Genomic DNA, 23932 nt, shown 5'->3' with positions numbered 1-23932 from the left:
AGCGGGATGAAACCGGTTTTTTATCGGCTTCGTCCCGCTTTTTTACGAGCCGAATCTGTCGCTATGACGATAGCCGCCGAGCCTGCGCCCCTCGGGCTCGCACCAGCATGGGAGGACCTTGTCTTGAACAGCCCCGCATTGAGCAGACCCGCGATATTGGCCTTGGAAGACGGCAGCGTGTTTCATGGCACCGCCATCGGCGCCGATGGCCAGACCAGCGGCGAGGTGGTGTTCAATACGGCCATGACCGGCTATCAGGAGATCCTCACCGACCTCTCCTACACCCGACAGATCGTGACCCTGACCTATCCGCACATCGGTAACACTGGCGTCAACGCCGAGGACGTCGAGTCCGACGGTATCGCCGCCGCCGGCCTGGTGATCCGCGACCTGCCGCTGATTGCCAGCAACTTCCGCTCCGAGCAGTCGCTCTCCGACTACCTCAAGAGCCGCAACGTGCTCGGCATCGCCGACATCGACACCCGGCGCCTGACCCGCATCCTGCGCGACAAGGGTGCCCAGAACGGTGCCATCCTGGCCGGCAGCGAGGCCGAGGGCGACGACGCCGTCGAGCGTGCGCTGGCGGCGGCCCGCGACTTCCCCGGCCTCAAGGGCATGGACCTGGCCAAGGAGGTCAGCTGCAAGCAGGCCTATGAGTGGAGCGAGGCGGAGTGGGCGCTGGGCCAGGGCAATGTCGATGTCAGTGGCAGCGAACGCCCCTTCCACGTGGTGGTCTACGACTACGGCGTGAAGTACAACATTCTGCGCATGCTGGCCTCCCGCGGCTGTCGCCTCACCGTGGTGCCGGCCCAGACCCCGGCTGGCGAAGTGCTGGCGCGCAACCCGGACGGCATCCTGCTGGCCAACGGCCCCGGCGACCCCGCGCCCTGCGACTACGCCATCGCGGCGATTCAGGAAATCCTCGAGACCAATATCCCGGTGTTCGGCATCTGCCTGGGCCACCAGCTGCTGGCGCTGGCCGCCGGCGCCAGCACGGTGAAGATGAACCACGGCCACCACGGCGCCAACCATCCGGTGCAGGACCTCGATACAGGCCGCGTGATGATCACCAGCCAGAACCACGGCTTCGCCGTCGACGAGGCGAGCCTGCCCGGCAATGTGCGCGCCATCCACCGGTCGCTGTTCGACGGCACCCTGCAGGGCATCGAGTTGACCGACCGCCCGGCCTTCAGCTTCCAGGGTCACCCGGAAGCGAGTCCCGGTCCGCGCGACGTGTCGCCGCTGTTCGATCGGTTTGTCGAGATGATGAAGGCCCGCCGCTAGGCCGAGCCCCGAAAACGTCGCCATTCGTCACCTTATTTTGCGGGGAGCACCATGCCCAAGCGTACCGACATCCAGAGCATCCTGATCATTGGCGCCGGCCCCATCGTCATCGGCCAGGCGTGCGAATTCGACTACTCCGGCGCCCAGGCCTGCAAGGCACTGCGCGAGGAGGGCTTCCGGGTCATCCTGGTCAACTCCAATCCGGCCACCATCATGACCGACCCGGCCATGGCCGACGCCACCTACATCGAGCCGATCACCTGGCAGGCGGTGGAGAAGATCATCGAGGCCGAGCGTCCCGACGCCATCCTGCCCACCATGGGCGGCCAGACCGCGCTCAACTGTGCCCTGGCGCTCGACAAGCACGGCGTGCTGGAAAAGTACGGCGTGGAGATGATCGGCGCCAACGCCGACACCATCGACAAGGCTGAAGACCGCGACCGCTTCGACAAGGCGATGAAGAACATCGGCCTGGAGTGCCCCAAGGCGAAGGTGGCCCACTCCATGGAAGAGGCCTGGGAGATCCAGGCCGAACTCGGCTTCCCGGTGATCATCCGCCCCTCCTTCACCATGGGCGGCTCCGGCGGCGGCGTGGCCTACAACAAGGAGGAGTTCGAGGAGATCTGCGATCGCGGCTTCGACCTCTCGCCCACCAAGGAGCTGCTCATCGACGAGTCGCTGCTGGGCTGGAAGGAGTACGAGATGGAGGTCGTTCGTGACAAGAACGACAACTGCATCATCGTCTGTGCGATCGAGAACTTCGACCCCATGGGCGTGCACACCGGCGACTCGATCACCGTGGCCCCGGCGCAGACGCTGACCGACAAGGAATACCAGATCATGCGCGACGCATCGCTGGCGGTGCTGCGCGAGATCGGCGTCGAGACCGGCGGCTCCAACGTGCAGTTCGGCGTCGACCCCGAGACCGGGCGCATGGTGGTCATCGAGATGAACCCGCGGGTGTCGCGCTCCTCGGCGCTGGCCTCCAAGGCCACCGGCTTCCCGATCGCCAAGATCGCCGCCAAGCTGGCGGTGGGCTACACCCTGGACGAGCTCTCCAACGACATCACCGGCGGGCGCACCCCGGCCTCGTTCGAGCCGTCGATCGACTACGTGGTCACCAAGATTCCGCGCTTCACCTTCGAGAAGTTTCCCCAGGCCAACGACCGCCTCACCACCCAGATGAAGTCGGTGGGCGAGGTGATGGCCATCGGGAGGACCTTCCAGGAGTCGCTGCAGAAGGCGCTGCGCGGGCTCGAGACCGGCAACGACGGCCTCGACCCCAAGTTTCCCGAGTTCAAGGCCGGCGAGTTCAGCGACGACGCCATGGCCCATATCAAGGGCGAGCTGCGGGCGGCCGGCGCCGAGCGCATCTTCTTCATCGCCGACGCCATGCGCGCCGGCATGAGCGTGGAGGAGATCTTCGCCCTGACCAAGGTCGACCCCTGGTTCCTGGTCCAGCTCGAGGAGCTGGTGCAGATCGAGCAGGACGTGGCCCAGCGCTCGCTCTCCGAGCTGACGCCGCAGGCGCTGTTCCGCCTCAAGCGCAAGGGGTTCTCCGATGCGCGCCTGGCCAAGCTGCTCGGCGTCTCCGAGAAGGAGTTCCGCAAGACCCGGCAAAATGCCGGCATCCGCCCAGTCTACAAGCGCGTCGACACCTGTGCCGCCGAGTTCGCCTCGGACACCGCCTACATGTACTCCACCTATGAGGAGGAGTGCGAGGCCGAGGTCAGTGATCGGCAGAAGATCATGGTGCTGGGCGGCGGGCCCAACCGCATCGGCCAGGGCATCGAGTTTGACTACTGCTGCGTCCACGCTGCCTTCGCCATGCGCGATGACGGCTTTGAAACCATCATGGTCAACTGCAACCCGGAAACCGTCTCCACCGACTACGACACCTCCGACCGTCTCTACTTCGAGCCGGTGACCCTGGAGGACGTGCTGGAGATCGCCGACAAGGAGCAGCCGGTCGGCGTGATCGTGCAGTTCGGCGGCCAGACCCCGCTCAAGCTCGCTCGTGAGCTCGAGGCCGCCGGCGTGCCGATCATCGGCACCACCCCGGACGCCATCGACCGCGCCGAGGATCGCGAGCGCTTCCAGCAGATGATCGACAAGCTGGGCCTCAAGCAGCCGCCCAACGCCACCGCGCGCAGCTTCGACGAGGCCTTCGCCAAAGCTGAGGCGATCGGCTACCCGCTGGTGGTGCGGCCGAGCTACGTGCTCGGCGGGCGCGCCATGGAGATCGTCTACTCCGCCGATGAGCTGGAGAACTACATGACCCATGCGGTCAAGGTCTCCAACGACTCGCCGGTGCTGCTCGACCACTTCCTCAACGCCGCCATCGAGATCGACATCGATGCCGTCTCCGACGGCCACGAAGTGGTGATCGGCGGCATCATGCAGCATATCGAGCAGGCTGGCGTGCACTCCGGCGACTCCGCCTGCGCGCTGCCGCCCTACTCGCTGCCGGCAGACGTGCAGGACGAGATGCGCGAGCAGGTCAAGAAGATGGCCGTGGAGCTTGGCGTGGTAGGCCTGATGAACGTGCAGCTGGCGTGGCAGGACGGCGAGATCTACGTCATCGAGGTCAACCCGCGCGCCTCGCGCACCGCGCCCTTCGTCTCCAAGTGCATCGGCACCTCGCTGGCCCAGGTCGCGGCACGCTGCATGGCCGGCAAGACCCTGGCCGAGCAGGGCTTCACTCGCGAGATCGTGCCGCACTTCTACAGCGTCAAGGAAGCGGTGTTCCCGTTCAACAAGTTCCCGGGCGTCGACCCGATCCTGTCGCCGGAGATGAAGTCCACCGGTGAGGTGATGGGCTCCGGCGAGACCTTCGCCGAGGCGTTCTACAAGGCGCAGCTGGGGGCCGGCGAGGCGATCCCGGCGCTGACCGGCGAGCGCAAGGCGTTTCTCTCGGTGCGCGAGCCGGACAAGGCGGGCGTTATCGAGATCGCCCGTTCTCTGCTAGGATTGGGGTTCACGCTGTGCGCGACCCGCGGCACCGCTGCCGCCCTTGAAGCCGCCGGGCTCGAGGTGGAGGTCGTCAACAAGGTCTACGAAGGTCGTCCGCATATCGTCGATCTGCTCAAGAACGACGACATCGCCTATATCGTCAATACCACCGAGGGTCGCCAGGCGATCAACGACTCCTCGGTGATCCGTCGTACCGCGTTGGCCCGCAAGGTGCCTTATGCCACCACCCTGGCAGGGGCGAGCGCCGTTTGCATGGCGCTGGAGTATGGCAACGAGATTACGGTGCGGCGGCTTCAGGAACTGCATGCAGGAGCAACGCAATGAACAAGGTCCCGATGACCGTTGCCGGCGAGGCACGCCTGCGCAAGGAACTCGAGGAGCTCAAGAGCGAGGCGCGCCCCCGGGTGATCGCCGCCATCGCCGAAGCGCGTGAGCATGGCGATCTCAAGGAGAACGCCGAGTACCATGCGGCCCGCGAGCAGCAGGGCTTCATCGAGGGGCGCATCCAGGAGATCGAGAGCAAGCTCTCCAATGCCCAGGTGATCGACGTGGCCAAGCTGCCGAAGACGGGTAAGGTGATCTTCGGCGTCACCGTGGGGCTGATCAACCTCGGCAACGACGAGGAGGTCAGCTACCAGATCGTCGGCGAGGACGAGGCCGACATCAAGAGTGGCAAGATCTCCGTCACCTCGCCCATCGCCCGTGCCCTGATCGGCAAGGAGGAGGGCGACGTGGTGGTGGTCAGCACGCCGGGCGGCGAGGTCGAGTACGAGATCGGCAGCGTCGAGCACCACTGAGCGACAGGCAACACTCAGCAAAAAGCCCGCATCGCGGGCTTTTTGCATTCCAGGGCCTGGCTGGGCCGGATGGAGAGTTCGGGCTGGTTCAGTGCCGGCCGTGGTGATTCTCGAAGCGCTTGACGTTGGAGAGCTTCGGATTGGCCTGGGGGTTCCTGCGGTAGAGCAGGGCCATCTTGCCGATGGTCTGCACGCGTTCGGCGCCGCTGGCTGCCAGCAGTTCTTCGAGCATGGCGGCGCGGTCGTCGCGCTCGGGCAGGGCCAGCTTGATCTTGATCAGCTCGTGATCGGCCAGTGCCCGGTTGAGTTCCGCCAGCACGCCCTCGGAGATCCCGTTCTCCGACACCGTCACCACCGGGTTCAGGTGGTGGCCGATGCTGCGAAATGCTTTCTTTTGTGCCTGTGACAAGCTCATGGTATGTTGCGTCTTCTCGGTTGCGCTTAGCGCACCATGGTACGGTGAATCGCGCGGCAACGAAAGCGCGTGTTTCGCCGCATCTTGCCGTTACAGGCCCAGGCCTGCCAGCTGTCTTCGTTCGTCATCAAGGTGATGCCGTGGCTCGTTCCACCTCCTCTTCACGCGGCGGCGCTTCCGGCGCCTCGGATCGGCAGCGTGCCGCGAAACACGCTGCCAGCAAGACCAGCAAGGGCTGGCTGAAGGAGCACTTCGATGATCGCTTCGTTCAGCAGAGCTGGCAGGATGGCTACCGCAGCCGTGCCAGCTACAAGCTGCTGGCGCTCGACGAGAAGGATCGCCTGTTCCGTCCGGGCATGGCGGTGATCGACCTGGGGGCGGCCCCCGGCGGCTGGAGCCAGGTGGCGGCCGATCGGGTGGGGTCGGAGGGGCTGGTGATCGCCTCCGATATTCTCGAGATGGACGCCCTGGCCGGCGTCGACTTCATCCAGGGCGACTTCACCGAAGAGGCCGTGCTCGAGGCGATTCTGGCCGCGCTTGGCGGTCGCCCGGTGGACCTGGTGATGTCCGACATGGCGCCCAACATGAGCGGCATGAGTGCCATCGACCAGCCCCAGGCCATGTACCTGGTGGAGCTGGCGCTCGACCTGGCGCGCCAGACCCTGCGGCCAGAAGGCCGCTTTCTGGCCAAGGTGTTCCAGGGCGAAGGGTTCGATAGCTACCTCAAGGCGCTGCGGGACAGCTTCGCCCGGGTGGTGACCCGCAAGCCGGAGGCCTCTCGCGCTCGCTCGCGCGAGGTCTACCTGCTGGCGGAAGGATTTCGCGGCTGAGCCACATGGCTTGGTCCACGGCGAGCCGGTTTGCGCGACGCGTCCGGCCCGCCCGAGGTACCGATAGCGTAAGACTAATAGCATGATGGCCAGACACGGCCGTCCAACTGTGCCACAGTAGGGTGTCATGGGCGTGGTGAGCCGAAGGGAACGTGGTCTGCCCACCCATGGTCTTACACCCAGGCATCGTTGGCCCTGAGTAGCTTGCAGTGAGGGTAGTCCCTTGAATGATATGGCGAAGAACTTGATCCTCTGGTTGGTCATCGCGGCGGTGCTGCTGACGGTGTTCAACAACTTCACCGTCGACACGACGCCGCAGACGATGAACTACTCCCAGTTCGTCCAGCAGGTGCAGAACCAGCAGATCCGCAGCGTGACCATCGACGGCTACCGCATCACCGGCGAGCGTGCCGACGGCTCCCAGTTCCAGACCATCCGTCCGGCGGCGGAAGATCCCAAGCTGATCGACGATCTGCTCACCAACAACGTCACCGTGGTCGGCAGGGAGCCGCAGGAGCAGAGCCTGTGGACCCGGCTGCTGATCGCCAGCTTCCCGATCCTGCTGATACTTGCCATCTTCATGTTCTTCATGCGCCAGATGCAGGGCGGTGCCGGCGGCAAGGGCGGGCCGATGAGCTTCGGCAAGTCCAAGGCCAAGCTGCTCTCCCAAGACCAGATCAAGACCACCTTCGCCGATGTCGCCGGCTGCGACGAGGCCAAGGAGGAGGTCGAGGAGCTGGTCGACTTCCTGCGCGATCCCTCCAAGTTCCAGCGCCTGGGCGGCACCATCCCCCGCGGTGTGCTGATGGTGGGCCCGCCGGGTACCGGCAAGACGCTGCTGGCCAAGTCCATCGCCGGCGAGGCCAAGGTGCCGTTCTTCTCGATCTCCGGCTCCGACTTCGTCGAGATGTTCGTCGGCGTGGGTGCCTCGCGCGTGCGCGACATGTTCGAGCAGGCCAAGAAGCAGGCCCCCTGCATCATCTTCATCGACGAGATCGACGCCGTGGGTCGTTCGCGCGGCGCCGGCATGGGCGGCGGCAACGATGAGCGTGAGCAGACCCTCAACCAGCTGCTGGTCGAGATGGACGGCTTCGAGGCCAACGAGGGCATTATCGTCATCGCCGCCACCAACCGTCCCGACGTGCTCGACCCGGCGCTGCTGCGCCCGGGCCGCTTCGACCGCCAGGTGGTGGTACCGCTGCCCGATATCCGCGGCCGCGAGCATATCCTCAACGTTCACCTGCGCAAGGTCCCACTGGCCGACGACGTCAAGCCTTCGTTCATCGCTCGCGGCACGCCGGGCTTCTCCGGCGCCGACCTGGCCAATCTGGTCAACGAGGCGGCGCTGTTTGCCGCGCGGCGCAACAAGCGCCTGGTGGGCATGGAGGAGCTGGAGCTGGCCAAGGACAAGATCATGATGGGCGCCGAACGCCGCTCCATGGTCATGACCGACAAGGAGAAGCTCAACACCGCCTACCACGAGTCGGGCCACGCCATCATCGGCCTGGTGATGCCGGAGCACGACCCGGTCTACAAGGTCACCATCATTCCCCGTGGCCGCGCCCTGGGCGTGACCATGTTCCTGCCCGAGCAGGATCGCTACAGCCTGTCGCGCCAGCAGATCATCAGCCAGATCTGCTCGCTGTTTGGCGGTCGTATCGCCGAGGAGATGACGCTGGGGCCGAGCGGTGTCACCACCGGGGCATCCAACGACATCAAGCGCGCCACCGAGCTGGCCCACAACATGGTCGCCAAGTGGGGGCTCTCCGAGGAGATGGGCCCGATCATGTACGACGAGGACGAGTCGCACCAGTTCCTCGGCGGCCCCGGCCAGGGCGGCGGCAAGCTCAAGTCCGGCGAGACCATCTCGCGGCTTGACAAGGAAGTGCGCAAGGTCATCGACGAATGCTACGCCCGGGCCAAGCACATTCTCGAAGAGAATCGCGACAAGCTCGACGCCATGGCTGAAGCGCTGATGCAGTACGAAACCATCGATGCTGACCAGCTCAAGGACATCATGGAAGGACGCACGCCGCGTCCGCCCAAGGGCTGGGATGACGGCGACTCGGGTGCCGGTTCGCCGGTGGTCGACGAGGTCGAAGCCCCGCGCAGTGACGAGCCGAGTACGGCGCCGACCGATAGCGGTAGCCACGATGGTGGAGATCATGGCGATGAGGACGAGGATGACGAACCCCGCCGTCGTCCTTCCGATCCGCTGGGCGGACCGGCCAGCTGACGCAGCGTGATCCATGCAGGCGCTCCCCGCTCGGGGAGCGCCTTTTGGCGTAAAATGCCCCTTCCTCCTCGATAGCCTCGATTGGATCGACAGGATGACAGACAGCAAAGTGACCTGGTTGCCCTGTGGGCGGCATCGTCTCGATCTCTCCTTTCCCCGTGTGATGGGGATTCTCAACGTCACCCCCGACTCCTTCTCCGATGGCGGCCGCCACCTGGAGCTCGATGACGCCCTGCGCCACGCGGAGCGCATGCTGGCCCAGGGTGCGGCGATCATTGATGTGGGCGGCGAGTCGACGCGCCCCGGCTCGCGGCCGGTCTCTCCCCAGCAGGAGCTGGATCGCGTCGCTCCGGTGGTAGAGCGCCTGGTGCGGGATCTCGATGCGCTGGTCTCGGTCGATACCAGCTGTCCCGCGGTGATGCGCGAAACTGCGGCGCTGGGCGCCGGCATGCTCAACGACGTGCGTGCGCTCACCCGCGAGGGGGCGCTGGAGGCGGCGGTTGGCACCGGCCTGCCGGTGTGCCTGATGCACATGCAGGGCGAGCCGCAGGACATGCAGCAGGCCCCTCGGTACGAGGTGCCCATCGAGACTGCGGTGGGCGACTACCTGCTGGCGCGGGTGGCGGCCTGCGAGGCGGCCGGGCTGCGTCGCGAGCGTTTGCTGATCGACCCGGGCTTCGGTTTCGGCAAGACGGTGGAGCACAACCTGCGCCTGCTCAACCGGATGGAAGGGCTAGCCGCGCTCGAGCTGCCGCTGCTGGTGGGCATGTCGCGCAAGAGCATGATCGGCAAAGTGCTGGATCGCCCGGTGGAGGAGCGCCTGCCCGGTGGGCTGGCGCTGGCGGCACTGGCGGTCGAGCGCGGCGCCCGCATTCTACGTGTCCATGACGTTGGCCCGGTCCTGGATGCGGTGAACATGACCTGGGCCGTACTCAAGGAAGGCTGTGAGCATGACTAGAAAATACTTCGGGACGGATGGCATTCGCGGAACGGTGGGGGAGTACCCCATCACGCCGGACTTTATGCTCAAGCTGGGCTGGGCCATGGGACACGTGCTGAAGCGCGAGTCCGGCCGCGCCCGGGTGCTGATCGGCAAGGACACGCGTATCTCGGGTTACATGTTCGAATCGGCTCTGGAAGCCGGACTGTCGGCGGCCGGTGTCGACGTGGCGCTGCTCGGTCCGATGCCCACCCCGGGGATCGCCTACCTGACGCGCACCTTCCGCGCCGATGCCGGTATCGTCATCTCGGCTTCGCACAATCCTTTTGCCGACAACGGCATCAAGTTCTTCTCCACCCAGGGCACCAAGCTGGCCGACGAGCTCGAGGAGCGCATCGAGACGATGCTCGACGAGCCGCTGACCACCGTGGCGGCCGACCGCCTCGGCAAGGCGGTGCGTATCGACGATGCCGCCGGTCGCTATATCGAGTTCTGCAAGTCGACCATTCCCAACCGGCTGAGCCTGCACGGGATCAAGATGGTGGTCGACTGCGCCCATGGCGCCACCTACCACATCGCACCGAGCGTGTTCCGCGAGCTGGGTGCCGAGGTCAGCCTGATGGGGGCGAGCCCCGACGGCCTCAATATCAACCGTGACGTGGGTTCCACCTCGCCGGCCTGCCTGCGCGCCGCGGTGATCCAGCAGGGCGCCGACCTTGGCGTCGCCTTCGACGGCGACGGCGACCGGGTGCTGATGGTCGACGCCGATGGGCGCGAGGTGGATGGCGACGACATCTTGTACCTGATCGCCCGCGATCGCTTCGAGAGTGGCCGCCTCCAGGGTGGCGTGGTCGGCACCCTGATGACCAATTTCGGCCTGGCCATGGCGCTGCAGCAGCTGGGCATCCCCTTCGAGCGGGCCAAGGTGGGCGATCGCTACGTGGTGGAGCGCCTGCTGGCCAACGGCTGGCAGCTCGGCGGCGAGTCGTCGGGCCATATCGTCTGCTCCGACGTGCAGAGCACCGGCGACGGCATCGTTTCGGCGCTGCAGGTGCTGGCCATCATGGTCAGCGAAGGCCGGCCGCTGCAGGCGCTGCTGTCCGGGCTGGAGAAGGTGCCCCAGGCGCTGGTCAACGTGCGCCTCACGCCGGGAAGCGACGCCAAGGCGCTGATGGCGAGTCCAGCGGTGAAGGATGCCGTAGCCGCCCTTGAGGCCGAGCTTGGCGATGAAGGGCGAGTGCTGCTGCGCCCTTCGGGCACCGAGCCGCTGATTCGGGTCATGGTAGAAGGGCGTGCGCATCTCGATGTCGACGGCCTGGCGCGCAGGCTGGCCGGGGAAGTGCAAAGCCAGCTGGCCTGATGCTGGCGCCGACGGTTGTCTTGACACGGCACCTCCTATACCATTTCGCTCCACTTGGAAAGAGGATCCCGCATGCGAACGCCGCTGATCGCCGGAAACTGGAAGATGAACGGCTCGGCCTCGCTGGTCGAGGATTTCGGTCGCAGCTTTGCCGAAACCGCTCTCCCGCAGGCGCTCGACGTCGTCATCCTGCCGCCCTTCCCCTACCTGGACGCGGCGCGGCGGGCCTTCGCCGACACCCCGCTTCGGCTGGGGGCGCAGACGCTGAATCCGCTGCACTCGGGGGCGCGTACCGGCGAGGTGAGCGGTCGCATGCTCAAGGAATTTGGCGTCGAGTACGCCCTGGTCGGACATTCCGAGCGGCGCCAGCTCTATCGCGAGGATGACGCGGCCGTGCATGATCGGCTGCTGGCGGCACTGAGCGCCGACATCACGCCGATCCTGTGCGTGGGCGAAACCCTGGAAGAGCGGGATGCCGGCAAGACCAAGGAAGTGGTGTTGCGCCAGGTGGGCTATGTCATGGCGCGCCTGGAGCCGGAGCAGCGGCCGCGCGTGGTGATTGCCTATGAACCGGTGTGGGCCATCGGTACGGGGCGGACGGCAACGCCCGAGCAGGCTCAGCAGGTCATGGCCTGGATACGTGAGTACCAGGCCAGCTTCGACCGTGAGCTGGCAGCGGACATGCGCCTGCTCTACGGCGGCAGCATGAATGCGAACAACGCGGCTGAGCTGCTGGCTCAGCCGGACATCGACGGCGGCCTGGTGGGCGGTGCCTCGCTCAAGGTCGGCGATTTCCTAGCCATTTGTCAGTCAGCAGGTTGAACTCATGCAAGTTGCCATTCTCATGATCCACGTGGCGATCGCCATCGCGCTGGTGGTTCTCGTCCTGCTGCAGCAGGGCAAGGGCGCCGAGGCGGGGGCCGCCTTCGGCGGTGGCGCCTCCCAGACCGTATTCGGCTCGCGCGGTACCGGTGGCTTTCTGTCACGCACCACGGCCATTCTGGCGGCGGCTTTCTTCGCCACCTCGCTGACCCTGGCCTACTTCGCCAGCGAAGCCGGCCAGGCGCCGGAAGCGGGCATTCCCGATGCGCGCCTGATCGAGCAGCAGCATGGGCTCCCGACGCTTGACGAAGACGCCCGCGGTGTGGATAATGCTGCGCCAGTGCTGGAAGAAAGCAGCGACTGAGTCGCGTTTCAGCATGCAGTGCAAGCCGAAGTGGTGGAATTGGTAGACACGCTATCTTGAGGGGGTAGTGACCTTACGGTCGTGCGGGTTCAAGTCCCGCCTTCGGCACCATCTGAAACGTTGCGACAATGTCTGTCGCAGATCATCAGACGCAAGATTGGCAGAAACGGTAGGCGTTTCCTCATCTTGGGTGTTGACCCGGGTGATAGGGACGGCCTACAATGGCCAACTTGGAATGTTGCGGGGTGGAGCAGTCTGGTAGCTCGTCGGGCTCATAACCCGAAGGTCATCGGTTCAAATCCGGTCCCCGCTACCATCTTCGACCAAGCGCTTCGTTGAAGCGACGGGTCCAAGTGGTAACACAGGTTTCTTGTGAAAGGCCCCTTCCTGAGAAGGGGCTTTTTGTTAGCAGCATACTGCCGGCGTCGCCGGTAGCGCTATCCGGGCAACGCCAATCAGCCACCTTGCTTTCCTGCTTTCTCCCGGCCAGGTGCCTGATGCAACGGCTGTAGGAGCTTTCTCTGTGGCACTCAAGGACGCTGCGCTTTATGCGCTGATCGAACCAGTGGTCACCGCCATGGGCTTCGAGCTCTGGGGCATCGACTATCGCCCCCAGGGAAAACACTCGAACCTGGTGATCTACATTGACCATGCCGATGGAATAAGCGTGGACCACTGCGCCGATGTGAGTCGCCAGGTCAGTGCCGTGCTGGACGTGGAGGATCCCATCCCGGGCGAGTATCGCCTGGAGGTGTCATCCCCCGGCATGGACCGCCCGCTGTATACCCTTGATCAGTTCGCGCGTTTCGCGGGGCACCAGGTGTCGCTCAAGCTGCGTGTGCCTTTCGACGGTCGGCGCAAGTTTCAGGGGCTGCTGGCTGGCATCGAGCAGGACGAGGTGCTGCTGCAGCTCGACGGCGAAGAATATTGCTTTCCCATCGAGAGCATCGACCAGGCGCGGGTGGTTCCCCGGTTCGAAGATTGACCGGCGTGGTCGGCGCATAAGGACAGGTTTTCTGGCGAGGCAAAGGCATGAGTAAAGAAATATTGATGGTCGTGGATGCGATCTCAAACGAAAAGGGCGTTCCCCGGCAGGTGATTTTCGAGGCTGTCGAGGCGGCGTTGGCCAGCGCCTCGCGCAAGCGCTTCGAGGGCCGCGAGGTCAGCGTGCGGGTGCACATCGATCGCCAGACCGGAGACTACGAGACCTATCGCCGCTGGGAAGTGGTGGAGGATGACGAGTTCGAGAGCCCCGACGCCGAGATCAAGCTCTCCTACGCCGAGCGGCGCGACCCGCCCCTTGCGCTTGGTGACGTGGTGGAAGAGCGGATCGAAAATGCCGCCTTCGGCCGCATCGCCGCCCAGACCGCCAAGCAGGTCATCGTGCAGAAGGTGCGTGAGGCCGAGCGTGCCGAGGTGGTTCGTCAGTATGCCGAGCGTCAGGGCGAGCTGGTGGCCGGCATTGTCAAGAAGACCACCAGGGAAGGCCTGATCATCGATCTGGGCGAAAACGCCGAGGCGTTCCTGCCGCGCAGCGAAATGATCCCCGGCGAGCGCTACCGCATGAACGATCGGGTGCGAGCGCTGCTGACCAAGGTCGACGCCGAGGCGCGTGGCGCCCAGCTGATCCTGTCGCGTACCTGTCCCGAGCTGATCATCGAACTGTTCAAGATCGAAGTGCCGGAAATCGCCGAGCAGCTCATCGAGATCAAGGGCGCGGCGCGTGATCCCGGCTCGCGGGCCAAGATCGCGGTCAAGACCAACGACCGGCGCATCGACCCGGTGGGTGCCTGCGTCGGCATGCGCGGCTCGCGCGTGCAGGCGGTGTCGAGCGAGCTGCAGAACGAGCGGGTCGACATCATTCTGTGGGACGACAACCCGGCCCAGCTGGTGATCAATGCCATGGCACCGGCCGATGTCGGCTCGATCCTGGTCGACGAAGACGCGCATGCCATGGACGTGGCGGTAGCTGAGGACAACCTGGCCCAGGCCATCGGCCGCAGTGGCCAGAACGTGCGCCTGGCCTCGGAGCTGACCGGCTGGCGCATCAACGTCATGACCGAGAGCGAGGCCGAAGACAAGCGAGAGAAAGAGATCGACAGCCTGGTCGAGCACTTCATTCAGCATCTGGAGATCGAGGACGACCTCGCCCGGCTGCTGGTGGAAGAAGGCTTCACCACGCTGGAAGAGATCGCCTACGTGCCCCTCGAGGAAATTCTCGAGATCGAGGAGCTCGACGAGGAGCTGGTGGAAGAGCTGCGGGCTCGCGCCAAGGATGAGCTGTTGACTATGGCCATTGCCTCCGAGGAGGAGCTGGACGGCGCGCAGCCGGCCGACGACCTGCTCGAGATGGAGGGCATGGAGCGTCACCTGGCCTTCATCCTGGCGAGCCGAGGCATCGTCACCATGGAGGACCTCGCCGAGCAGTCCATCGACGACCTGATGGACATCGAGGGCATGGACGAGGAGCGCGCCGCGGCATTGATCATGACTGCCCGTGCGCCCTGGTTCGATAGCGAACAGTAAACGGGTCACGGCTGAGGAGGGTCAACATGTCAGAGATGACCGTTAAGGATTTTGCAGCAAAGGTAGGGCGCGACGTGCCTCGCCTGCTGGAACAGATGAAAGAAGCCGGACTGGAGCACAAGTCCGAGACCGACGCCGTGTCCGAGGAGGACAAGCGCAAGCTGCTCGACTATCTCACCAAGAGCCACGGCAGCGGCGGGGCCGGCGCGCGCAACCGCATCACCCTGACGCGCAAGACCAAGAGCCGGATCAAGACCGGCGAGCGCGGCAAGACCATCGAAGTGCAGGTGCGCAAGAAGCGCACCTACGTCAAGCGTGAGGAAGAAGCGCCCAAGGCCGAGCCAGTGGAAGAGTCCGGCCCGCGCCAACTGGTGGGCGATATGGCCGACTCCCAGGCCAGGCGCGAGGCCGAGCAGGCCGAGCAGGCCAAGGTGCGTGCCGAGCAGGCCGCACGCGACGAAGCGGCCCGTGAAGAGGCAGCCAAGGTCGAGAAGGTGGCAGCGGAGCCGGTGGTGGCTGTGCCGGAGCTGGTCGAAGTAACTGAAGAAACGACGGCCGAGCCCGAGCCGCCGGCGCCGCCGAAGGAAGGTCGCACCGATCGCCGTACCGCGCCGCCCAAGAAGGCGTCGGCCAAGAAAGGGCGCCATGAGCGCGATGACGATGATCGTGGCGACCGCGAGGAGCGTCGCCGTGGTGGTGGCAAGAAGGTCAAGCGCGCCGAGCGTCGCGGTGGACGCCGTGGCTCCAGCCAGGGCGGCGGCGGCAAGCACGGCTTCCAGAAGCCGACGCAGCCGATCGTGCGCGAAGTCTCGATCCCTGAATCGATCAGCGTCGCCGAGCTGGCCGACAAGATGTCGATCAAGGCGAACGAGGTCATCAAGGCCATGTTCACCATGGGCGCGGCGGTGACCATCAACCAGACCATCGATCAGGACACTGCGGCCATCGTGGTCGAGGAAATGGGTCACAAGCCCAAGCTGATCAAGGATGACGCCCTCGAGACCGAAATGCTCGAAGGCATCTCCTACGAGGGCGAGGAGATCACCCGTTCGCCGGTCGTGACCGTGATGGGCCACGTCGACCACGGCAAGACCTCGCTGCTCGACTACATCCGCAAGGCCAAAGTGGCCACCGGTGAAGCTGGCGGCATCACCCAGCACATCGGTGCCTACCACGTCGAGGACGAGCACGGCGGCGTGACCTTCCTCGACACCCCCGGCCATGCGGCGTTCACCGCCATGCGTGCCCGCGGTGCCAAGGCGACCGACGTGGTCATCCTGGTGGTGGCAGCCGACGACGGCGTCATGCCCCAGACCATCGAGGCCATCGAGCACGCCAAGGCGGCCGAGGTGCCCATCGTGGTGGCGGTGAACAAGATCGACAAGCCGGCGGCCGACCCGGATCGGGTCAAGAACGAGCTGTCCCAGTACGGCGTCATCTCTGAGGAGTGGGGCGGCGACACGCAGTTCGTTCACGTCTCGGCCAAGAGCGGCGAAGGCATCGAGGATCTGCTGGAAGCGATCCAGCTGGTTTCCGAGGTGCTCGAGCTCAAGGCGGTGCCGGAGGCGCCGGGCAAGGGCGTGGTGGTCGAGTCGCGCCTCGACAAGGGTCGCGGCCCGGTGGCCACTGTACTGGTGCAGAACGGCACCCTGAAGAAGGGCGACATCGTGCTGGCCGGCCTGCATTACGGCCGCGTGCGTGCGCTGACCAACGAGCTTGGCCAGCAGGTCGACACGGCCGGCCCCGCCATGCCGGTGGAGATCCAGGGCCTCGACGGTACCCCGGACGCCGGCGACGATTTCATGGTCGTGGCCGACGAGAAGAAGGCCCGCGAGGTCGCCAACTTCCGTCAGGGCAAGTACCGCGAGGTGCGCCTGGCGCGTCAGCAGAAGGCCAAGCTGGAGAACATGTTCAGCCAGATGGGCCAGGACGAGGTGGCCAAGGTCAACATCGTGCTCAAGGCTGACGTGCAGGGCTCGCTGGAAGCGATCAAGGGTGCCCTGGAGGAGCTCTCCACCGATGAAGTCCAGGTGGCCGTGGTTTCCTCCGGCGTCGGCGGCATCACCGGTACCGACGCCAACCTGGCGCTGGCCTCCGAGGCCATCGTAGTCGGCTTCAACGTGCGTGCCGATGCCGCTGCTCGCGAGATCATCGAGCGTGAAGGTCTGGACCTGCGCTACTACAGCGTCATCTACCAGCTGATCGACGAGGTCAAGCAGGCCATGAGCGGCATGCTGGCACCGGAGTGGAAGGAAGAGATCGTCGGCGTGGCCGAGGTTCGCGACGTCTTCCGCGCGCCCAAGATCGGCGCCGTGGCCGGCTGCATGGTGGTCGAGGGGGCGGTCTTCCGCAACAAGAAGATCCGCGTGCTGCGCGACAACGTCGTCATCTACGAAGGCGAGCTCGAATCGCTGCGCCGCTTCAAGGACGACGTCCAGGAAGTGCGCAACGGCATGGAGTGCGGCATCGGCGTCAAGAACTACAATGACGTCCAAGTTGGCGACAAGATCGAGGTCTTCGACCAGGTCAAGGTCGAACGGACGCTGTAATCGCAGCGGGAGTGGAGCATGCGAGAGTTCAAGCGTACCGACCGGGTCGGCGACCAGCTGCAGAAGGAGCTGGCCGTGCTGATCCAGCGCGAGGTCAAGGACCCGCGCCTGGGCATGGTCACCGTCAGCGGGGTCACGGTCAGCCGTGACCTCGGCTATGCCGACGTCTACGTGACCCTGCTGGGCGAGGACAGCCCAGAGCGCGTGAAGGAGAACCTCAAGGTCCTCAAGCAGGCGGCGGGCTTCCTGCGTAGCCAGATCGCCCGGCGCATCAAGCTGCGCCACGTGCCGGAGCTGCGCTTCCACTACGACGAGAGCGTGGTGCGCGGCCAGCGGCTCTCTTCGCTGATCGACGAAGCCGTCTCCAGCGACCGTGCGCGTCACGACGATGAGCAGGGCACGGACGATAGCAACGAAGGAGAGCGCGGCTGATGGCGCGTCGTCGTCGCGGCCTGCCGGTCGACGGGGTGCTGCTGCTTGACAAGCCCAAGGGGGCTTCGAGCAATCACGCCCTGCAGCGCGTGCGGCGTCTGCTGCAGGCGCAGAAGGCGGGTCATACCGGCACGCTGGACCCGATGGCGACCGGGTTGCTCCCGGTGTGCCTGGGCGAGGCGACCAAGTTCTCGGCGCACCTGCTCGAGGCCGATAAGGTCTACCGCACCCGGGTCCAGCTCGGTGCGGTGACCGATACCGGTGACGCCGAGGGCGAGGTGGTGGAGCGCTGCGCGGTGCCGCCGCTGACCGCGGCGGATGTCGAGGCGGTGCTCGAGCGCTTTCGCGGCGAGATCGAGCAGGTGCCGCCGATGTACTCGGCGCTCAAGCACCAAGGGCGCAAGCTCTACGAACTGGCCCGTGAGGGCCGTACGGTGGAGCGTGCAGCGCGACGTGTGACGGTGTATGATGCGCGGCTGCTCGCCTTCGAGGGTGATGCCTTTGACCTCGAGGTGCGTGTCAGCAAGGGCACATACATTCGTACCCTCGCCGAGGATATCGGTCGTACGCTGGGCTGCGGGGCGCATATTACCGCCCTGCGGCGGCTGGCCACCGGCCCCTTCGGCAGCGAGGGCATGCTGCCCCTGGAGGCGCTCGAAGCCTTGGCCGGACAGGAGGAGCGTGAAGCGACGCTACTGTCGGTCGACGTGCTGGTGGTGCATCTGCCGAGACTCGATGTGAGCGAGGTCGCCATGCAGCGCCTCGTGCACGGCCAGTCGGCCGAGGTCGAAAGCCCGGGCGTCGAGGTCGGCGAGATGACAAGACTCTACTGCGCCGAGGCCTTCCTGGGCCTTGGCGTGGTGATCGGGCCACAGGAAGTGGCACCGAAACGGCTGCTGAGTAGCGCAGCGGTTTGAGGAAGCGTACGACTCAAGCGTCGTTAGGTTTCCTAGGGAGCAACGTCGAGACTGCAAATATGCGTGGTCTCACTCATTCACCATTCAGGCATATTGCTTACTGGAGAGACAGATGGCACTGACCGCTGAAAAGAAGGCCGAGATCGTCAAGGAATTCGGCCGTGGCGACAACGACACCGGTTCCCCCGAAGTGCAGGTGGCCCTGCTGAGCGCCAACATTGATGGCCTGCAGGACCACTTCAAGAGCAACAAGCAGGATCACCACTCTCGCCGTGGCCTGATCCGCATGGTCAACCAGCGCCGCAAGCTGCTCGACTACCTGAAGCGCAAGGACTTCGAACGCTATCAGGCACTGATCCAGCGTCTCGGCCTGCGCCGCTGATCGACGCGCGAAGCTGGAAACGCAACGGGCAGCCCATGGGCTGCCCGTTTTGCTATCTGCACGGTTCTTGGCGACTCATAGCTCGGCGCGCCAGGTGGTGGCAGGGAGGCCGTGTGCCGGCAACGCCCCACAGCGCCCGGCAGACGATTCAGTGCGTCTGCGCCGATGCTCCACCGCGCTCGCTCCATGCCGGCGCCTTTGGAGAAAACCGCGGTATCGGTGGCTCTCCTGCGCGTCAACCCCTAAAATGATCGCCGAGTCAAAACGACCCATACATGAGTAGAGACAAGTTGAAGGAAGTCGCCGTGAATCCGGTCAAGAAAACATTTCAATACGGTCGCAGCACCGTCACCCTGGAAACCGGGCGCATCGCTCGTCAGGCCACTGGTGCCGTCATGGTTACCATGGACGAGACCGTGGTGCTGTGCACCGTCGTCGCCCGCAAGGACGCCAAGCCGGGGCAGGACTTCTTCCCGCTCTCCGTCCACTATCAGGAAAAGACCTACGCGGTAGGCAAGATTCCCGGCGGCTTCTTCAAGCGTGAAGGGCGCCCCACGGAGAAGGAAACCCTCACCTCGCGGCTGATCGACCGTCCGATCCGCCCGCTGTTCCCCAAGGGTTTCATGAACGAGGTGCAGGTCGTCTGTACCGTGCTCTCCACCGACCGCAACCATGACCCCGATATCGCGGCGCTGCTTGGCACCTCCGCGGCGCTGGCCATCTCCGGCGTGCCGTTCAACGGCCCGATCGGTGCTGCCCGCGTCGGCTTCAGCGAGGAGAAGGGCTACTTCCTCAATCCCACCGTGGAAGAGCTCACCAGCTCCGAGCTGGACATGGTGGTCGCCGGTACCGAGAAGGCCGTGCTGATGGTCGAGTCCGAGGCCGATGAGCTGCTCGAGGACGAGATGCTCGGCGCGGTGCTGTTCGGCCACGAGGAGATGCAGAAGGCCATTCGCGCGATCAACGAGCTGGTCGCCGAGGCCGGCAAGCCCAAGTGGGACTGGCAGCCGCCGGCAGAGAACACCGCGCTCAAGCAGGCCGTGGCCAGCGCCTTCGAGGCCAAGGTCGGCGAAGCCTATCGCATCATCGACAAGATGGCGCGTCAGGACGCTCTGGCGGCCCTCAAGCAGCAGGCGGTGGAACAGCTCGCCGGCGAAGAGGAGGGCCAGTTCGACGCCGAGGAGGTCAAGAGCGCCTTCGCCGGTCTCGAGAAGCGCGTGGTGCGCTCACGCGTGGTCAAGGGCGAGCCGCGCATCGACGGCCGCGACCACAAGACCGTGCGGCCGCTGGCCATCGAGGTGGGCAGCCTGCCCAAGACCCACGGCTCGGCGATCTTCACCCGTGGCGAGACCCAGGCGATCGTCATCGCCACCCTGGGCACCCTGCGCGATGCTCAGCTGATCGAGTCGCTGGAAGGCGAGCGCAAGGATCGCTTCCTGCTGCATTACAACTTCCCCCCCTACAGCGTGGGTGAAGCCGGCTTCATGGGTGGCCCCAAGCGCCGCGAGATCGGCCACGGCCGCCTGGCGCGCCGCGGCGTGCAGGCGATGCTGCCCGACGACGCCGACTTCCCCTACACCATTCGCGTGGTCTCTGAGATCACCGAGTCCAACGGCTCCAGCTCCATGGCCTCGGTGTGCGGCGCGTCGCTGGCGCTGATGGACGCCGGCGTGCCGATGAAGGCGCCGGTGGCGGGCATTGCCATGGGTCTGGTGAAGGATGACAGCGGCTTCGCCGTGCTCACCGACATCCTTGGCGACGAGGACCACCTGGGAGATATGGACTTCAAGGTGGCCGGCAGCGCCGCCGGTGTCACTGCGCTGCAGATGGACATCAAGATCGAGGGCATCAACGAGGAGATCATGGAGATCGCCCTGCAGCAGGCCTACGAGGCCCGCCTGCACATCCTCGAGCAGATGAACGCGGTGATCGGCCAGAGTCGCGCCGAGGTCTCCGAGAACGCACCCTCCATGGCCACCATCAAGATCGATCCGGAGAAGATCCGCGACGTCATCGGCAAGGGTGGCGCCACCATCCGCAAGATCTGCGAGGACACCGGCGCTTCCATTGATCTCGACGACGACGGCACCGTGCGTATCTACGCCGAGGACAAGGCGGCGGCCAAGAAGGCCATCGATATCGTTCTATCGATCACCGCCGAAGCTGAGATCGGCAAGCTCTACAAGGGCAAGGTGGTGCGGATCGCCGACTTCGGCGCCTTTGTCAACATCATGCCGGGCACCGACGGCCTGGTGCACATCTCGCAGATCGTGCCTGAGCGGGTCAACGACGTGCGTGACTTCCTCAACGAGGGTGACGAGGTGGTGGTCAAGGTGCTCGACATCGACAACCGCAACCGCGTGAAGCTCACCATCAAGGAGATCACCGCGGAAGAGAAGGCTGCGTTCGAAGCCGCCGAGGCCGAAGTCGCGCTGTAAGCCGCACTCGACGCCGTAACGCGAACCGCCCCCATGGCCAGGCCATGGGGGCGGTTTTTTAGTGCTGTCACACTGGCGCCGCGGCGTTACCTCTCGATTGCCAGGGCAACGCCTTGGCCGCCGCCGATACACAGCGTGGCCAGGCCCTTCTTGGCGTCGCGGGCGATCATCTCGTGCAGAAGGGTGATCAGCACGCGGCAGCCGGAGGCACCGATGGGGTGGCCAAGGGCAATGGCGCCGCCGTTGACGTTGACCTTGGAGGTATCCCAGCCGAGCTCCTTGTTGACCGACAGCGCCTGGGCGGCGAAGGCCTCGTTGGCTTCGACCAGATCGAGGTCGTCCAGGCTCCAGCCGGCCTTCTCCAGGCAGCGGCGGGTGGCCGGGGCCGGGCCGATGCCCATGATCGCCGGGTCGACGCCAGCGTTGGAGTAGGCGGCGATGCGCGCCAGCGGCTCGAGGCCAAGTTCACGGGCCTTGTCGGCCGAGCACAGCATCACCACGGCGGCGCCATCATTGATCGAGGAGGCGTTGCCGGCGGTGATGGTGCCATCCTTCTTGAAGGCGGGCTTCATGCCGGCCAGCTTGTCGGCGGAGACTTCGCGAGGGTTCTCGTCGGTATCGAAGACCAGCGGGTCACCCTTACGCTGGGGAATTTCCACCGGGACGATCTGGCTCTTGAAGCGGCCTTCCTTGATGGCGGCGGCTGCCTTCTGCTGGGAGGCGGCGGCGAACTCGTCCATGGCCTCGCGAGTGATGCCGTATTTCTCGGCCAAGTTCTCGGCGGTGATGCCCATGTGATAGTTGTTGAAGGCGTCCCACAGGCCGTCATGCACCATGGTATCGACCGCCTTCCAGTCACCCATGCGCTGACCGTTGCGCGAGTTGGGTAGCACGTGGGGCGAAGCCGACATGTTTTCCTGCCCGCCGGCAAGGATCAGCTCGGCGTCGCCACAGCGGATCGCCTGGGTCGCCAGGTGTAGCGCCTTGAGGCCGGAGCCGCAGACCTTGTTGATGGTCATGGCGGGAACGGAATGAGGCAGGCCGGCCTTGATGGCGGCCTGGCGTGCCGGGTTCTGGCCCACACCGGCGGTCAGCACCTGGCCGAGCAGCACTTCGTCGACCTGATCGGCGGGCACGCCGGTGGAAGCCAGGATGTCCTTGATCACCAGTGCGCCGAGGTCGCTGGCGGGAATGCCGGCAAGCGATCCACCAAAGGCGCCAATGGCAGTACGGCGAGCCGCAACGATCACCACTTCTTTCATGGGGAATTCTCCTGAATCGTTCACTGACGTTAACCGATCCAGCATAGGCGACGTTTGTGCGCTGCGGCAATGCCCTTTTAGGGGAAGCGGCTGCGCCAGGCGTCGCAGCCGCTCAGTGGGCGGTCAGGCGAACTGGACGGGAATGGCGTTGCTGGTGTGGCTGACGACGTTGCCTTCCTGCAGATAGACGAGGCTTGGCTGATGGTTATCCAACTCGGCCTCGCTGTAGTGGGCGTAGCTGCAGATGATCACGCGATCGCCGGGGCCGGCCAGGTGGGCGGCGGCGCCGTTGATCGAGATGAGCCGTGAGCCCTCTTCGCCGCGAATCGCATAGGTGGTGAAGCGCTGGCCGTTTTCCACGTTGTAGATCTGAATCTGCTCGTTCTCGCGAATGCCGGCCATGTCCAGCAGTTCGCCGTCGATGGCGCAGGAGCCCTCGTAGTTGAGAACCGCATGGGTGACACGGGCCATGTGCAGCTTGGCCTTGAGCATGATGGTGAACATGAGGCGCTGGTTTCTCCGGGGTGGCTGGCCTGGCGCGTTAGCGCGGCAGGGTCAGGGTCAGGTTGTCGATCAGGCGGGTCGTGCCCAGGCGGGCGGCGACCAGCAGCACGGCGTCGCGGGTGTCGGCGGCAAGCGGGCCCAGGTCGGCGGCCCGAAGCTCCAGATAGTCGAGCCCGAACCCGGCGCTTTCCAAGTGGGTGCGGGCCGTGTGCAGAGCGGCTGGTGCCGGCTGGCCGGCCTGCAAGGCGTCGCGCAGCTGGCTCAGCGCGCGGTGCAGCTCCGGTGCGGTGGCGCGCTCGGCGGGGGAGAGATAGCCGTTGCGCGATGACAGCGCCAGGCCGTCATTGGCGCGCACGATCGGCACGCCGACGACCTCGACGGGAATGTGCAGGTCGGCCACCAGCTTGCGAATGACCGCCAGCTGCTGGTAATCCTTCTCGCCGAAGCAGGCCACGTCGGGCTGCACTAGGTGGAAAAGAATGCTTACCACCGTGGCCACGCCGTCGAAATGGCCTGGCCGCGAGCCGCCGCACAGGCCTTCGCTGACGACGGGCACGCGAACCTGGGTGAGCTGCTCCAGGCCGTGCGGATAGAGGGTGGCGACGCTGGGCGCGAACAGCAGGTCGCAGCCGCTTGCCTCCAGTTTCGCCTGGTCCTCGGCGAGCGTGCGCGGATAGGCGTCGAGATCCTCGCCGGCGCCGAACTGCAGCGGGTTGACGAAGATGGTGGCCACCACCACGTCGGCGTGCTGCCGGGCGGTCTCCACCAGCGCCAGGTGGCCTTCGTGCAGGTTGCCCATGGTCGGCACCAGCCCGATGCGCTGGCCGCGGTGGCGGAATTCGCCAAGCGCATCGCGCAGGGCGGCTATGTCACGCAGGGTACGCATCTCGCTGTTCCTCGC

Annotated in this window: 20 protein-coding genes and 2 tRNA genes; 18 read left to right on the top strand and 4 right to left on the bottom strand. The window is 65.4% G+C overall.

The annotated features are described in order from the left end of the window. Positions 1-138: 138 nt before the first annotated feature. The 3 genes from carA to greA are packed head-to-tail and all read left to right on the top strand — an operon-like array spanning position 139 to position 5054. Entirely contained in the window at positions 139-1284 is a 1146-nt protein-coding gene (carA, locus tag ACT7B3_RS16740; RefSeq protein ID WP_445158895.1) for a glutamine-hydrolyzing carbamoyl-phosphate synthase small subunit, read from the top strand. Positions 1285-1335: 51 nt separating this feature from the next. Then, positions 1336-4581 carry a carbamoyl-phosphate synthase large subunit gene (carB, locus tag ACT7B3_RS16735; protein WP_445158714.1) on the top strand — a complete coding sequence of 1082 codons (3246 nt, stop codon included), beginning with the start codon at positions 1336-1338 and terminating at the stop codon, positions 4579-4581. Then, positions 4578-5054 carry a transcription elongation factor GreA gene (gene greA / locus ACT7B3_RS16730; RefSeq protein ID WP_445158713.1) on the top strand — a complete coding sequence of 159 codons (477 nt, stop codon included), beginning with the start codon at positions 4578-4580 and terminating at the stop codon, positions 5052-5054. Before carB ends, greA begins: the two co-directional genes overlap by 4 nt. 88 nt (positions 5055-5142) lie before the next feature. Here the strand turns inward: greA and yhbY are convergent, their stop codons facing one another. Next, on the bottom strand, positions 5143-5469 hold the full coding sequence (gene yhbY, locus ACT7B3_RS16725) for a ribosome assembly RNA-binding protein YhbY (protein ID WP_444679020.1): 327 nt from the start codon (positions 5467-5469) through the stop codon (positions 5143-5145). A gap of 140 nt (positions 5470-5609) precedes the next feature. Here yhbY and rlmE point away from each other — a divergent pair, with 140 nt between their 5' ends. The 15 genes from rlmE to pnp all read left to right on the top strand — a co-directional run bounded on the left by rlmE (position 5610) and on the right by pnp (position 21265). Then, on the top strand, positions 5610-6299 hold the full coding sequence (gene rlmE / locus ACT7B3_RS16720; protein WP_444679021.1) for a 23S rRNA (uridine(2552)-2'-O)-methyltransferase RlmE: 690 nt from the start codon (positions 5610-5612) through the stop codon (positions 6297-6299). A 223-nt stretch (positions 6300-6522) separates the two neighbouring features. Next, positions 6523-8535, top strand: a complete 2013-nt coding sequence (ftsH, locus tag ACT7B3_RS16715) for an ATP-dependent zinc metalloprotease FtsH (protein WP_445158712.1) — start codon at positions 6523-6525, stop codon at positions 8533-8535. Between the two features lie 94 nt (positions 8536-8629). Further along, positions 8630-9493, top strand: coding sequence for a dihydropteroate synthase (folP, locus tag ACT7B3_RS16710; RefSeq protein ID WP_445158711.1), 864 nt, complete (start codon positions 8630-8632; stop codon positions 9491-9493). Then, complete coding sequence (glmM, locus tag ACT7B3_RS16705; protein ID WP_445158710.1) at positions 9486-10835, top strand: phosphoglucosamine mutase; 1350 nt, start codon at positions 9486-9488, stop codon at positions 10833-10835. The genes folP and glmM overlap by 8 nt, the downstream gene beginning before the upstream one ends. A gap of 72 nt (positions 10836-10907) precedes the next feature. After that, positions 10908-11657 (top strand): triose-phosphate isomerase, encoded by a 750-nt coding sequence (gene tpiA / locus ACT7B3_RS16700; protein ID WP_445158709.1) that lies wholly within the window; start codon positions 10908-10910, stop codon positions 11655-11657. A 4-nt stretch (positions 11658-11661) separates the two neighbouring features. Then, complete coding sequence (gene secG / locus ACT7B3_RS16695; RefSeq protein WP_444679023.1) at positions 11662-12021, top strand: preprotein translocase subunit SecG; 360 nt, start codon at positions 11662-11664, stop codon at positions 12019-12021. 24 nt (positions 12022-12045) lie between these two features. After that, positions 12046-12132 (top strand) — tRNA-Leu (locus ACT7B3_RS16690). 128 nt (positions 12133-12260) lie between these two features. Then, positions 12261-12337: transfer RNA gene (locus ACT7B3_RS16685), tRNA-Met, on the top strand. A 207-nt stretch (positions 12338-12544) separates the two neighbouring features. Then, positions 12545-13006 (top strand): ribosome maturation factor RimP, encoded by a 462-nt coding sequence (gene rimP / locus ACT7B3_RS16680; protein WP_444679024.1) that lies wholly within the window; start codon positions 12545-12547, stop codon positions 13004-13006. Positions 13007-13053: 47 nt separating this feature from the next. Next, positions 13054-14547, top strand: a complete 1494-nt coding sequence (gene nusA, locus ACT7B3_RS16675) for a transcription termination factor NusA (RefSeq protein ID WP_444679025.1) — start codon at positions 13054-13056, stop codon at positions 14545-14547. A gap of 26 nt (positions 14548-14573) precedes the next feature. Next, positions 14574-17096: a translation initiation factor IF-2 gene (gene infB / locus ACT7B3_RS16670; RefSeq protein ID WP_444679026.1), complete on the top strand. Its 2523-nt coding sequence runs from the start codon at positions 14574-14576 to the stop codon at positions 17094-17096. A gap of 18 nt (positions 17097-17114) precedes the next feature. Further along, a complete protein-coding gene (gene rbfA, locus ACT7B3_RS16665; protein WP_444679027.1) occupies positions 17115-17528 on the top strand; it encodes a 30S ribosome-binding factor RbfA in 414 nt (137 codons plus the stop codon). After that, positions 17528-18445 carry a tRNA pseudouridine(55) synthase TruB gene (gene truB, locus ACT7B3_RS16660; protein ID WP_445158708.1) on the top strand — a complete coding sequence of 306 codons (918 nt, stop codon included), beginning with the start codon at positions 17528-17530 and terminating at the stop codon, positions 18443-18445. Before rbfA ends, truB begins: the two co-directional genes overlap by 1 nt. A gap of 112 nt (positions 18446-18557) precedes the next feature. Further along, on the top strand, positions 18558-18827 hold the full coding sequence (gene rpsO, locus ACT7B3_RS16655; RefSeq protein ID WP_444679029.1) for a 30S ribosomal protein S15: 270 nt from the start codon (positions 18558-18560) through the stop codon (positions 18825-18827). Positions 18828-19132: 305 nt separating this feature from the next. After that, on the top strand, positions 19133-21265 hold the full coding sequence (gene pnp / locus ACT7B3_RS16650) for a polyribonucleotide nucleotidyltransferase (protein WP_445158894.1): 2133 nt from the start codon (positions 19133-19135) through the stop codon (positions 21263-21265). Positions 21266-21351: 86 nt separating this feature from the next. On the opposite strand, the gene ACT7B3_RS16645 is transcribed toward pnp, so the two are convergent. From ACT7B3_RS16645 to panC, 3 genes are all read right to left on the bottom strand, one after another. Then, positions 21352-22527 carry an acetyl-CoA C-acetyltransferase gene (locus tag ACT7B3_RS16645; RefSeq protein ID WP_444679030.1) on the bottom strand — a complete coding sequence of 392 codons (1176 nt, stop codon included), beginning with the start codon at positions 22525-22527 and terminating at the stop codon, positions 21352-21354. A 123-nt stretch (positions 22528-22650) separates the two neighbouring features. Continuing rightward, a complete protein-coding gene (panD, locus tag ACT7B3_RS16640) occupies positions 22651-23031 on the bottom strand; it encodes an aspartate 1-decarboxylase (protein ID WP_445158707.1) in 381 nt (126 codons plus the stop codon). A 37-nt stretch (positions 23032-23068) separates the two neighbouring features. Further along, positions 23069-23917, bottom strand: a complete 849-nt coding sequence (gene panC, locus ACT7B3_RS16635) for a pantoate--beta-alanine ligase (RefSeq protein WP_445158706.1) — start codon at positions 23915-23917, stop codon at positions 23069-23071. Between the last annotated feature and the right edge of the window lie 15 nt (positions 23918-23932).

This window comes from Halomonas sp. E14, assembly GCF_052568415.1.
The sequence above is the reverse complement of the archived record's forward strand: the minus strand, read 5'-3'. Positions and strand labels throughout refer to the sequence as shown.